This window comes from Paracoccus sp. C2R09 (assembly GCF_018860625.1).
Taxonomy (GTDB): domain Bacteria; phylum Pseudomonadota; class Alphaproteobacteria; order Rhodobacterales; family Rhodobacteraceae; genus Paracoccus.
On record NZ_JAHKQB010000010.1, the window covers coordinates 65,671 to 78,065 of the forward strand.

The 12,395-nt window shown below is 66.8% G+C and carries 13 protein-coding genes and 1 tRNA gene; 7 read left to right on the forward strand and 7 right to left on the reverse strand.

Features of this window, described 5'->3' with window-relative positions:
• Positions 1-224: 224 nt before the first annotated feature.
• The 4 genes from dtd to KO490_RS02875 all read right to left on the reverse strand — a co-directional run bounded on the left by dtd (position 225) and on the right by KO490_RS02875 (position 1,804).
• Positions 225-674: a D-aminoacyl-tRNA deacylase gene (dtd, locus tag KO490_RS02860; protein ID WP_216017895.1), complete on the reverse strand. Its 450-nt coding sequence runs from the start codon at positions 672-674 to the stop codon at positions 225-227.
• Positions 671-1,087 (reverse strand): DUF6691 family protein, encoded by a 417-nt coding sequence (locus KO490_RS02865; protein WP_216017896.1) that lies wholly within the window; start codon positions 1,085-1,087, stop codon positions 671-673. Before KO490_RS02865 ends, dtd begins: the two co-directional genes overlap by 4 nt.
• Entirely contained in the window at positions 1,087-1,509 is a 423-nt protein-coding gene (locus KO490_RS02870; RefSeq protein ID WP_216017897.1) for a YeeE/YedE family protein, read from the reverse strand. The genes KO490_RS02865 and KO490_RS02870 overlap by 1 nt, the downstream gene beginning before the upstream one ends.
• 67 nt (positions 1,510-1,576) lie before the next feature.
• Positions 1,577-1,804, reverse strand: a complete 228-nt coding sequence (locus KO490_RS02875; protein ID WP_216017898.1) for a hypothetical protein — start codon at positions 1,802-1,804, stop codon at positions 1,577-1,579.
• Between the two features lie 108 nt (positions 1,805-1,912).
• Here KO490_RS02875 and KO490_RS02880 point away from each other — a divergent pair, with 108 nt between their 5' ends.
• Entirely contained in the window at positions 1,913-2,164 is a 252-nt protein-coding gene (locus KO490_RS02880) for a DUF2312 domain-containing protein (protein ID WP_216017899.1), read from the forward strand.
• Positions 2,165-2,209: 45 nt separating this feature from the next.
• On the opposite strand, the gene KO490_RS02885 is transcribed toward KO490_RS02880, so the two are convergent.
• The gene (locus KO490_RS02885) at positions 2,210-3,079 is read right to left on the reverse strand and encodes a hypothetical protein (protein WP_252726984.1); all 870 of its coding nucleotides are present in this window, start codon (positions 3,077-3,079) and stop codon (positions 2,210-2,212) included.
• 118 nt (positions 3,080-3,197) lie between these two features.
• Here KO490_RS02885 and KO490_RS02890 point away from each other — a divergent pair, with 118 nt between their 5' ends.
• From KO490_RS02890 to KO490_RS02915, 5 genes are all read left to right on the forward strand, one after another.
• On the forward strand, positions 3,198-4,937 hold the full coding sequence (locus tag KO490_RS02890; RefSeq protein WP_216017901.1) for an iron ABC transporter permease: 1,740 nt from the start codon (positions 3,198-3,200) through the stop codon (positions 4,935-4,937).
• Positions 4,928-5,002 (forward strand) — tRNA-Thr (locus tag KO490_RS02895). Before KO490_RS02890 ends, KO490_RS02895 begins: the two co-directional genes overlap by 10 nt.
• 567 nt (positions 5,003-5,569) lie before the next feature.
• Complete coding sequence (locus tag KO490_RS02905) at positions 5,570-6,394, forward strand: TIGR00282 family metallophosphoesterase (RefSeq protein ID WP_216017902.1); 825 nt, start codon at positions 5,570-5,572, stop codon at positions 6,392-6,394.
• Positions 6,395-6,517: 123 nt separating this feature from the next.
• On the forward strand, positions 6,518-8,296 hold the full coding sequence (locus tag KO490_RS02910; RefSeq protein WP_216017903.1) for an SLC13 family permease: 1,779 nt from the start codon (positions 6,518-6,520) through the stop codon (positions 8,294-8,296).
• Positions 8,297-8,415: 119 nt separating this feature from the next.
• Positions 8,416-8,643: a DUF1127 domain-containing protein gene (locus KO490_RS02915; RefSeq protein WP_216017904.1), complete on the forward strand. Its 228-nt coding sequence runs from the start codon at positions 8,416-8,418 to the stop codon at positions 8,641-8,643.
• A 90-nt stretch (positions 8,644-8,733) separates the two neighbouring features.
• On the opposite strand, the gene KO490_RS02920 is transcribed toward KO490_RS02915, so the two are convergent.
• A complete protein-coding gene (locus KO490_RS02920) occupies positions 8,734-10,509 on the reverse strand; it encodes an SLC13 family permease (protein ID WP_216017905.1) in 1,776 nt (591 codons plus the stop codon).
• 149 nt (positions 10,510-10,658) lie between these two features.
• Here KO490_RS02920 and KO490_RS02925 point away from each other — a divergent pair, with 149 nt between their 5' ends.
• On the forward strand, positions 10,659-11,402 hold the full coding sequence (locus KO490_RS02925; protein WP_216017906.1) for a YebC/PmpR family DNA-binding transcriptional regulator: 744 nt from the start codon (positions 10,659-10,661) through the stop codon (positions 11,400-11,402).
• Positions 11,403-11,483: 81 nt separating this feature from the next.
• Here KO490_RS02925 and KO490_RS02930 read toward each other — a convergent pair whose 3' ends face one another.
• The gene (locus tag KO490_RS02930; RefSeq protein WP_216017907.1) at positions 11,484-12,338 is read right to left on the reverse strand and encodes a LysR family transcriptional regulator ArgP; all 855 of its coding nucleotides are present in this window, start codon (positions 12,336-12,338) and stop codon (positions 11,484-11,486) included.
• Positions 12,339-12,395 lie beyond the last annotated feature (57 nt).

Sequence of the window (12,395 nt, forward strand, 5' to 3'; positions counted from 1 at the left end):
TCATCAGTTTCTTTCTCAACCCGCGCACCCTCGAATAAGGCACGGGTTCGTGGTCGCCCATCGGACGACATGTGGCAAGGGTGCGGGCGGAAGACGAGGGTCCCGCAAGCCTCCCCGCGTGATGGGAAACCGGAAAATTCGCCTGGACCGGGCAACATACGTTGCGCTGCTCACGCGGCAGCGGGTTCAGACTGTGCATCAGATGGGGCAGTGCGGCCCGGAAGTCAAGCGCGCTCGAGGCTGTCCATCCAGATGGTGACGGGACCGTCGTTCAACAGACGCACCTTCATGTCGGCGCCGAAGATGCCCGTCCGGGTCGCCACGCCCTGATCGCCCATCGCCTGGACGAACGCCTCGTAGAGGGCGCGCCCCTCGTCCGGCGGCGCGGCGCGGGAAAAGCCCGGGCGGTTCCCGCTGCGCGTATCGGCGGCAAGGGTGAACTGGCTGACGACCAGCGCGTCGCCGCCCATATCCAGCAGCGACCGGTTCATGCGATCCTGATCGTCGCGAAAGATGCGCAGCTTGGCCACGCGCGCGGCCAGCTTGCGCGCCTCGGCCGCATCGTCGCCCTGCATCGCGCAGACCAGTATCAGAAGCCCCGCCTCGATGCTGCCGGTGATCTGCCCGTCGACCTCGACCGAGGCTTCGGACACGCGTTGGATCAGTGCCTTCATCTTCGCCCGTCCCATGCCTTGAACACTGCCATGCCTGTAACCATCGCGACGAAGAATGTCACGAAGGCCGGACCGCCGAAGCCCAACGAAGCCATGGCCGGTCCGGGGCAGAGACCCGCCAGACCCCAGCCCGCGCCGAACATGGCCGAGCCCGCGATCAGGCGCCCGTCGACAGGCCCCTGCGGGGGATTGGGCAGGTCGTGGCCGGTGACGGCCCTTTTCCGGCGCGCCGCGACGCGCCATGCAATGGCCATGGGCAGGATCGCGCCGCCCATGACGAAGGCCAGGGTCGGATCCCATGTGCCGAAGACGTCGAGGAACCCGCGGACCTTGGCCGGGTCGGTCATGCCCGATATCAGCAGCCCGGCGCCGAACAGCCCGCCGGCCAGCGCGGCAATCATAAGACGCAGCATCACGACCACCCCAGCATGCGCGCGACGATCACGGCGATGCCCCCCGTCAGAAGATAGGTCAGCGTGGCGACGATCCCGCGGCGCGACATGCGCGATATCCCGCAGACGCCGTGCCCGGACGTGCAGCCATTGCCCAACCTCGTGCCGAACCCGACCAGCAGCCCCGCAAGGATCATGACCCCCGTGCCCGCGATGGCGGGGCTGGCATCGCCCATGCCCGACCGCACAAGGATCGCGGGCGTCGCGATCAGTGCGGCCGCGAAGATCGCACGCTCGGCCCAGGCGGGCGTGGCGGCCACGTCCAGCAACCCGCTGATGATGCCGCTTGCGCCCATGATGCGCGCATTGCCCAGAAGATAGATCGCGGCAGCGCCGCCGATCATCAGCCCGCCGATCAGGCCGGCAATCCAATCGGATTCCATGAAAGCACCCCTATGAACCGTTATGGTTCATAGATATTCATATCTATGAATGAATCAAGAGGGGCGTTCAGGGCGCCAGCATCACGCCCACGACGACCATCATCAGCCCGATGGTGGAAAACGCCAGCGCACCCATGTTCACGGCCAGCACCTTGCGCATGCGAAGGCGCAGGCCCTCGTCGTCGAGGCCCGCCTTGCGGGCGCGGGCCACGGTCGCGATGCACCAGACGATTCCGGCAAGGCCGGTCACGGTCAGGGCGGCGCCGATCCAGATCAGCCAGTCGTACATGGTCATCGCATCCTCCTGCGGCATGGGGTTGCCCGAGCATCGGCCCTAGCGGCGATTGCACGTCGGGGCAAGACCGCCTAACACCCGTGGCGCAAGCAGTATGGGGACGAACCGATGCAGGACGATCAGGCTTACGGCGTCGCAGCAGAAGAGCTGCGCCAGTTCATCGAGCAATTCGAGCAGCTGGAAGCCGAGAAGAAGGACATCGCCGAACGCCAGAAGGAAATCATGGGCGAGGCGAAGGCCCGCGGCTATGATACCAAGGTGATGAAGAAGATCATCGCCCTGCGCAAACGCGACCGCGACGACATCGCCGAAGAGGAAGCCATCCTCGAGATGTACAAGCAGGCACTGGGAATGGGCTGACCTGCCCGCCCGGCCGCCAAAGGCCGGGCGACCCTTGCGGTCAGGTCAGGGCAGGATGAATTCCACCCCCGGCAGGACCGCGATCTCGGCCACGTCGGCGCGATAGGTCTCAGTCACCTGATCGACGACCTCCTGCGTCCAACCCGGCAGATCGACCGACTGGTCCAGCGCATCCTCTTGCGCATCGGCGGCGATGGCCTCGGCAAACAGTTCGCGCCTGCGCGATACCGACAACCGGTCCTGGCTGGACATGGCATCGCGAAGTTTCGCGACCCCGTCATCCGTCAGCAGCTCGTGGATATAGGACGACCCGCCCGTCAGTGTGACATCCGGCCCTGCGCCCGCGACCAAGCGGATGATCTCGGGCCAGATCAGCGGCACGTCCTCGTGGCACCAGATGACGATGCGGCGGCCCTGCACCGATGCCACCAACCGCTGGATCGCATCGCGCCAGCGCAGGGTCTGCGGCTGGTTCCCCTGCATCAGCTCGGTATAGTCGCCCCCCGCGAACAGCGGCAGTACATCGGACAACAGCGTCGCCGGGTTGCGGATCGCCACGAAGAACTCGGTCCGGGCCGAGGGGAACAGCCGCGTCAGCGCCGCCGCCCGCCGCCCGATCTGGGGATAGAGCCCCTCGCGGCCCACCACGCGGCCATAGGCGCCCATGAAGGTGGCGGTCGACATGATCACGCGCTGCGGATTGTCGCCGTCCAGCATCGCATCCAGCATGATCTGTTCCATCTCGGGGGTCGAGCTTCCCCCCGCAAGCGATTGAAGCGCCTCGTCGAAGATGTCCTTGTGGCGCTCGGGGGCGACGATCTCGGTGCCCGCCTTGTGCAACTGGTCGCGATTGTCCAGCAGCGTTCGCAGCAGCCTGTCGCCGTCGGTGGCGTGAACGCCCAAGTGATAGACCATCTGCATCCGTCGTCCCGCGCCCCATCTTTTTCCTGCGGCACCTTCGGGGATGCCCGTTGCGCCGCAGAATAGTCTTCGGGCGTGGACAGTCAAATTGCTTTGGCGCTAGATCGGCGCCATGACCCCGACGCATGACAAGCCCGCCGATGCCCCCCGACCGCCCAGGCCCACGCGCCGCATCCTGAGACAGGGGTGGTCGCTGGCCGCGATCCTGGTGGCGGCAGGCGTGCTGCTGCCGATCCTGGCCGTCGCCTGGCTTGCCGCGAACCCGACCGAGAACATCTGGCCGCACCTGATGGCCACGGTCATGCCGCGCTACTTCCTGAATACGGTGTGGCTTGCGGCCGGGACGGGGCTGCTTGCGGCGGTGATGGGGGCGGGGACCGCGTGGCTGATCGCGATGCACGATTTTCCCGGGCGGCGCGTGCTGCAATGGGCGCTGCTGATGCCGCTGGCGGTCCCGGCCTATGTGGGGGCCTATGCGCTGGCGGATTTCCTGGATTATTCCGGGCCGGTCCAGATGGCGCTGCGGGGCTGGTTCGGCTGGACCAATGCGCAGGATTACTGGTTCCCGCGCATCCGGTCGGCCCCGGCGGCGGTGATCGTGATGGGGGCCGCGCAATATCCCTATGTTTATCTTCTGACCCGCGTGGCGCTGACCGAGCAATCCGGCAGCGCCTTCGAGGTCGCGCGCGCCCTGGGCACCGGGCCCTGGGGGTTGTTCGCCCGCGTGGGTCTGCCGCTGGCCCGCCCTGCCATCGTCGCGGGCGCGGCCATCGCCATGATGGAGGCCGTGGCCGATTACGGCGTCGTCAGCTATTTCGGGGTGCAGACGCTGAACACCGGCATCTTCACCACCTGGTTGGAGCGTCGCAATGCCGGCGGGGCGGCCCAGATCGCCTGCGCGATCCTGCTGATCGTGATCCTGCTGGCCCTGGCCGAACGTTTTGCCCGCCGCCATGCCCGGTATCATCAGACCGCGCGGCAGTCGCGGCCCGTGGCGCGCACGCGGTTGCGGGGCGCGGGCGGCATCATCGCGATGCTGGTCTGCGCCTTTCCGGTGGCCCTGGGCTTTGCGCTGCCGGTGGGGGTGATCCTGCGCCATGCGCTGGCCTATCCGCAGGGCTGGATCACGCCGGGGCTGTTCGATGCGACGATCAACACGCTGTGGCTGGGGGCCGTGGCGGCTGTGGTGACGGTCGCCTTGGCCCTGGTCATGGTCTATGGCGCCCGGCTGTCGGCCAGCCGCCTGCCGCGCCTGCTGATGCCGGTGACGACGGTCGGTTATGCCGCGCCGGGGGCCGTGCTGGCCGTGGGCATCCTGATCCCGCTGGCCGCGCTGGATCACCGCGTGGCGGATGCCTGGCTTGCGCTGACTGGCAGCGATCCGGGGCTGATCCTGACCGGCACGGGCACGGCGATCGTGCTGGCCTATGTCGTGCGTTTCTTCGCCATCGGACAGGGGGCGATCGACGCGGCCTTCACGCGGGTCTCGCCTTCGCTGCCGATGGCGGCGCGGTCGCTTGGGCGCGGCGAGGGGGGCGTGCTGCGCGCGGTCTATCTGCCGCTGATGCGCGGATCGGTGGGGGCGGGGCTGCTGCTGGTCTTCGTCGATTGCGTCAAGGAACTGCCCGCCACGCTGCTGCTGCGGCCCTTCAACTTCGAGACGCTGGCCACGCGCACCCATGAACGCGCCAGCCTCGAGGATCTGGGCAATGCCGCGCCCGCGGCCCTGCTGGTCATGGCCGTGGGGCTGCTGGCGGTGGGTTTTCTGGCACGCACCAACTTCGGATCTGCGCGTGACGGCTTGCGAAAGCGCGCATCCCGCGTTATCGCGGAACCCGGTTCGCCGGCTTAGCTCAGTGGTAGAGCGTCTGCCTTGTAAGCAGGGGGTCGGGGGTTCAAATCCCTCAGCCGGCACCATCCCCATGTGATCTGGTGACATCGGCGTTCGGGGCGCCATGCCCTGTCTGCGGTCGCCCCGCACATCCGAACGATCGCGTTCGCCGGCAGATCGGCCTGCCATTTGACGGGGCCAAGCGGCGTGGGCGCTGAACGGCACCCGGTTTCCGGTATCGGGGTGCCGTTCAGGCAGCGGATGTCATCTCGATCGACTGGATCAGGATGCCGCGGGTGTCGTCGAAGACGGCCATCGATACGGGGCCCGGCTCGGAGACGGACCCCACGCTTGGCCCGGTCGGCTTCTTCCATCCCGCATCGAGGTTCTGAACCTGGAACGAATGCGTGGGGATGTCGTCGGCAAAGATCGCCTTTCGGTCCCTTCGGCGGAACGACGGTCAGCAGAGGATCGGCATCCAGGGGGATGTCTCTCGCCCTATCCTGATCGTCCACGAAAGCGCTGGTCAGATATATCCTTATCACCTTCTCTGAACGGCCGTCGGCATGATCCCGGCAGGCACGCGGTAGCCGTGCGGATCCGGGTGACCATGGCGTCTTGAGCAAACCGTGGCGATGGCGTAGCAGGGCGGCATGAAAATCCTCTTTCTTGGCGATGTGATGGGCCGCTCGGGGCGGCGTGCCATCACGGAAAACCTGGCCGGGCTGCGCGCGCAGCTGAAGGCCGACCTGGTCGTGGTGAACGCCGAAAACAGCAGCGGCGGTCGCGGGCTGACGGCGGGGCATGCGCAACTGCTGCTGGATGCGGGCGCGGATTGCCTGACGCTTGGCGATCACGCCTTCGATCAGAAGGACATGCTGACCTATATCGACCGCGAACCTCGGATCGTTCGGCCGCTGAACTATGCCAAGGACGCGCCGGGCCGGGGGTCGACCATCGTGTCGGACGCACGCGGCCGCAAGGCGCTGATCACCCAGGGGTTGGGACAGGTCTTCATGTCGCGCCCCTATGACGATCCGTTCTCGGCCCTGGACGCGGTGCTGCGGGCCCATCCGCCGGGCGGCATGGTCCAGGCCGTGCTGGTCGATTTCCACGCCGAGGCCACGAGCGAGAAGATGGGCATGGGGCATTTCTGCGACGGGCGCGCCAGCCTGGTCGTGGGCACCCATACCCATATCCCTACGGGCGATGCGCAGATCCTGCCGCGCGGCACCGGCTACATGACCGATGCGGGCATGTGCGGGGATTACGACAGCGTCATCGGGATGGAAAAGACCGAGCCGATGCGCCGCTTCGTCACCGGAATGCCGCGCGACCGCTTCACCCCCGCCGAGGGGCCGGGCACCCTGTCAGGCGTGCTGGTGGAGACGGACGATCGCAGCGGCATGGCCAAGCGGATCGAGGCCGTGCGCATGGGCGGACGCCTGGCGCAGACCCACGGCGACAGCTGCGCCTGATCAAGGCCGCGGCATGGCGGTGACACTGCGTTGCGGAACGTGCGTGACATCTTGCGGCGGCCCCGCCATCCGGCGCAAGATGCGGCGATGCGGGGCGCTGCCCCGCCCAGGAACGGGTACTAAATGTTCGGATTCGAGTTGGCAGGAAATACTGCCGCAGTCGTGACGATCCTCATCATCATCGGCATGCTGACCCTGTTCATCCGGGAAACATATCCCCCCGAGGTGACGGCGATCCTTGGCGCGGTCGCGCTGCTTCTGCTGGGCGTCCTGCGGGTGGACGACGTGGCCGGGGTGCTTTCGAACTCGGCCCCCTGGACCATCGCCTTCATGTTCATCATCGTGGGCGGTCTGGTGCGGACGGGGGCGCTGGACTGGATCGGCAACCGGGCCGCGCATCATGCAAGCGATCACCCGATGCTGACCCTGGCCAGCATCAGCGTCGTGGTCTGCACCATGTCGGCCTTCGTGAACAACACGCCCCTGGTCGTCGTGATGATGCCGATCTTCATGCGTCTGGCCAAGGAGATGGGCAAGAGTCCCTCGAAGCTGCTGATCCCGTTGTCCTACCTGTCGATCCTGGGCGGAACGATGACGCTGATCGGCACCTCGACCAACCTTCTGGTGGACGGCGTGGCCCGCGCATCGGGGATGGAGCATTTCACGATCTTCGAGATCACCTGGGTCGGCATGCCCATGGCCATCGTGGGCGTCACCTATCTGCTGATCGTCGCGCCGCGCGTCCTGCCGGACCGCGATTCGATGTCGCAGCTTCTGTCGGGGCGCAGCAAGGCCAAGTTTTTTACCGAGGTCGCGATCCCCGAGGGTTCCTCGCTGATCGGCAGGGCGCTGGAGGATGTGGACATCTTCGCCCGCGACAGCGCCCGCGTCATCGACGTGCTGCGGGGCGATGCCTCGCTGCGTCGCGATCTGGACGGCGTGCAGCTGGAGGAAGGCGACCGTGTCGTCCTGCGCACTCCCATGTCCGAGGTTCTGGGCCTGCAGTCCCACAAGGAACTGCGCATGGTGGACAAGCTCAGCTCGGTCCAGACCACCACGGTCGAGGTGCTGATCACGCCGGGCTGCCACATGGTGGGCCGCAGCCTGGGCTCGATGCGTCTTCGCCGCCGCTACGGCGTCTATGTGCTGGCCGCGCATCGCAAGAACCAGAATATCGGTCGTCAGCTGGACGATCTGGTCGTGCGCGTGGGCGACACGCTGCTGCTGGAAGGCGCGCAGGAGGATATCCAGCGCCTGTCCAGCGACATGGACATGGTCGAGGTCAGCGCACCGTCCGATCGCGCCTTCCGCCGCAAGCACGCCCCCATCGTGGTCGCCACGCTGGTCGGCGTCGTCCTTCTGTCCGCATTCGAGGTCGCCCCGATCCTGCTTCTGGCCTTCATCGGGGTGGCGGTCGTGCTTGGCACGCGCTGCATCGATGCCGACGAGGCGCTGTCCTTCGTGGACGGTCGCCTGATGGCGCTGATCTTCGCCATGCTGGCGGTGGGGGCGGGGCTTGAACGCAGCGGCGCCGTGCAGCTGGTCGTGGATCAGGTCGCGCCCTGGCTGATGACCCTGCCGCATTGGGGTCTGGTGCTGGCGGTCTACATCCTGGCGACCACCCTGACCGAGACGGTGACCAACAACGCCGTCGCCGTCATCGTGACCCCGGTGGCGATCAGCCTGGGCCATACGCTGGGGGTCGATCCGCGTCCGCTGGTGATCGCGGTGATGATGGGCGCCTCGGCCAGCTTCGCCACGCCGATCGGGTATCAGACCAACACGCTGGTCTATGGCCCGGGCGGATACCGCTTTGCCGATTTCATCAAGGTGGGGCTGCCGCTGAACCTGCTGATGGGCGTGGTGGCATCGCTGCTGATCCCGGTGATCTGGCCGCTGTGACCGCCGCATCGCGCGGGATGCAATGCTGCCATGCAGCATCGGCTGTTGTATCCCGCGCCCCCAGATACGATCTTGTCGGCAGGGGAGGAAACACTTTGGTATTCGCAAGGAGTTTCCACATGGCATCGATCGTTTCTGCCGAAAGCAAGACCAACGACTTCAGCGCCGCCATGCTGTTGGCGCCTTTCCGCGCCCTGGGCCGGGCCATGGTCGCATTGGCCGAGGCAAGCCCGCAGATGCGCGCACTGGACCGGCTGAGCCGTTTCAGCGACGAGGAACTGGCCGAGCGCGGCATGACCCGCGAAAGCGAAGTCCGTCGCATCCTGGGCGGTGCTGCCGGGCTGTAAGCCTTCGGCACGACCGGCATTTCGACACGACCGGCATGATGTATGCGCGGCCCCTGCGGGGCCGCGTTTGCATTTGCGGGGGCTGTCATCCTAGAGCGGCCAGACGATCAGCAGCAGCGGGACCGAGACGACCATCACGATGATCTCGAGCGGCAGACCCATGCGCCAGTAATCCCCGAAACGGTAGTTCCCGGGACCCAGGATCAGCGTGCTGTTCTGGTGGCCGATCGGGGTCAGGAAGGCGCAGGACGCGGCCACGGCCACCCCCATCAGGAAGGCGTCGGGCTGAACCTGCAGCGTTTCCGCCAGCCGGATGCTGACCGGGGCCGCGATGATCGCGGTCGCGTTGTTGTTCAGCACGTCCGACAGCATCATCGTCGCGGCCATCAGCAGGACCAACGCCGCCCATGCGGGGTAGCCTTCGGTCAACCTGGCGATGCCCGTGGCGATCAGGGCCGAGCCACCGGTCTCGTCCAGCGCAAGCCCCAGGGGGATCATCGAGCCCAGAAGCACGATCACCTGCCAATCGACGTGATTGTAGATCTCTCTGGGAGAGAGGACGCCGAAGGCCACATAGGCCAGGATCACGCAGCCGAGCGCGATGGGCATGGTCGTCAGCCCGAAGGTAGCGGCCAGCACCGCCAGCACGAAGATCGCCACGGCCGAGGTCATGTGCCCCTCGCGCTGGACGGGCAGGCTGGCGCCGTCGATCCGCAGCACCGAGGTCGCCTGCAGCAGGTCGTCGATGCGGCTTTCGGGCGTCAGCAGCAACATCAGGTCGCCCGATTGCAGGCGGCGGCGCAGGATGTCCTCGCGCAGGGTCAGGCCGCCGCGACGCAGGCCCATCAGGATGCTGTCATGGCGGTTGGCCAGCCCGAAGGACTGCGCGGAACGCCCGATCAGGTCCGAAGTGCGCGGAATCAGCACCTCGATCAGTTGCTGCCCCTCGCTGTCCTTGCGGGCGCGGGGTTCGGAATGCCCGTCGGGAAAGGCCAGCCGCGCGTTCACGCGAAATTCGTCCAGCGCTGCCGGATCGGCGCGCAGGATCAGCACGTCGCCCGCCTCGATCGTCAGATCGTCCAGGTTGTCGCGCTGTTCGGATCCGCGTCGGCGCAGGCCGATGATGCGGGCCTGCGCGCCCGATGCCTCTGCCCGGGCCTCGCTGACGGTGCCGCCGGCAAGGCCGCTGGCATCGGTCACGACCAGATGCGCGATATAGCGGCGCTGCGGGCCCGAACTGTCGGCGCCCTCATCCCCGCGGCGGGGCAGCAGGCGCCATCCGATCAGCGCGATGAAGGTGATGCCCGCCACGGCCACGGCCCCGCCGACGGGCAGGAAGTCGAACATGCGATAGGGCTCGCCCACGACATCGGCGCGGAAACCCGACACGATCAGGTTGGGCGGCGTGCCGATCAGCGTCAGCATGCCGCCGAGGATCGTCGCGAAGGCCAGCGGCATCAGCGTAAGGCCCGCGGCGCGCCGCGATTTGCGCGCCGTCTGCAGGTCCACGGGCATCAGCATGGCCAGCGCGGCGATGTTGTTCATGAACCCGGACAACAGCCCGCCCACGGCCCCGAACAGCGCCACATGCCCCGTGGTGCCACGATCGCGGGCCGACAGAAGCCGCGTCAGCCGGGCAACCGCGCCCGACCGCGTCAGCCCCGCCGTGGCCACCAGCACCAGCGCCACGATGACCGTGGTGGGATTGCCGAAGCCCGAAAACGCCTGGTCCGGTTCCACGAGGCCCAGCAGCACCGCCGCCATCAGCGCAGCGAAGGCCACGTAATCGTAGCGCAGCCGCCCCCACATCATCAGAACCACGGTCACGCCCAGCAGCGAAAACAACGTCATTTGCGGAATTGTCATCTGTCCCTTTCCGGGTCGCAGGGCGACCCACATGTCGCGAAACGCCCGATATGGCGCTTGGGTTCTCTCGGCTTGCGATGGGTGGGCGGGCTGGACTACAAGCGAGGCCAGATTCCAATTTTGACGAAGAAGCGTGAAGGACGCCCGATATGGCAGGTCATTCCAAATGGGCCAACATCCAGCATCGCAAGGGCCGGCAGGATGCCGCGCGCTCGAAGCTGTTTTCCAAGCTGGCGAAAGAGATCACCGTGGCCGCCAAGATGGGCGACCCCGATCCCGAGAAGAACCCGCGCCTGCGCCTTGCGGTCAAGGAAGCCAAGGCGAAATCCGTCCCGAAGGACGTGATCGACCGTGCGATCAAGAAATCGCTCGGGGGTGATGCCGAAACCTACGAGGAGATCCGCTACGAGGGCTATGGCCCGAACGGGATCGCGCTGGTGGTCGAGGCGATGACCGACAACCGCAACCGGACCGCGTCGAACGTGCGCAGCTATTTCGCGAAGGCGGGCGGCGATCTGGGTCAGACGGGTTCGGTCAGCTTCATGTTCGACCGCGTGGGCGAGATCGTCTATCCGCTGTCGGCGGGCGAGGCCGACGACGTGATGATGGCCGCGATCGAGGCGGGCGCTTCGGATGTCGAGACGGATGACGAAGGTCACTGGATCTACTGCGCGGATACGGATCTGAACGAGGTCTCGACCGCGCTGGAGGCCGCCCTGGGCGAATCCGAGACCGCGAAGCTGATCTGGAAGCCCCAGGCCCCGACCGAGATCACCGATGTCGAGACGGCACAGAAGCTGATGAAGCTGATCGATACGCTGGAAGACGACGACGACGTGCAGAACGTCACCGGCAATTTCGATCTGTCCGAGGAGATCGCCGCGCAGATGTGATCTGCGCGGCCCCCGGCCGGAGGCGGTGGCGGGGCGTGACCGCCCCGCGGGCGCCCGCGCCATCGACCGCGATACGGGCCGTCAGGGAAGCAGTGCCTCCCTGGCGGCCTTCTTCATCGCGTCCTCGAGCGGGCGCAGCGCATCCGACATCATCCGGTTTGCCTGCCAATAGAGCGGCACGTCCACCGGCAGGTCCGGGTCCAGATCGACCAGCACGCCGTTTTCCAGATCGTCCGCCACCAGCGCATCGGGGTTCATGCCCCAGCCCATCCCGCGCCGCGTGGCCTCGGCAAAGGCCTCGGACGAGGGGATGCGAACCAGGGGCAGCGTCACCGCGCAGCCCAGTTTGCGCCGCGCCCATTGTTCCTGCAGCATGTCCTTGGTGTTGAAGGACAGGCTGGGTGCCAGCGTCATGGCGGATGCATGGATGCCGGTATCGAAATGCCGGGCCACGAAATCCGGGCTGGCGGTCGCGCGATATCGCATCTGGCCCAGGAACACCGCGTTGCAGCCGGGCAGGGGGCGTCCGGTCGTGGTGATCGCGGCCACGACCAGCCCGCGCCGAAGCCAGTCGACGGCATGGTCCTGGTCGTCGATCACGATGTCCAGCAGCCCCGGCGCGGCCTGCAGCGCGGGCATCGCCCAGCTGGCCAGGCTGTCGGCATTCAGCGCAATGCGGATATGGGGGGCTGCGTCCCCCTCGATCATCGCCTCCATCAGGCGGACGTTTTCCAGATGCGCGGCCAGCCTTGCGCCGGCCTCGGTCGGGGCCACGGGCGGGCCGCGATCAATGAGGGCGGCCCCGGCCCGTTCCTCGAGGTTGCGGATGCGCTGCGAGACGGCCGAGGGCGTCACTCCGAGCGCGGCGGCGGCGGCATCGAAGCTGCCCCGGCGGATGATTTCGGCCAGGGCGGCAAGTGCGGGGTAATCCAACATGAGTATAACTTAATCTGCTTAAATATATTTCAGTTACTCTAATCACACGGACAGGAT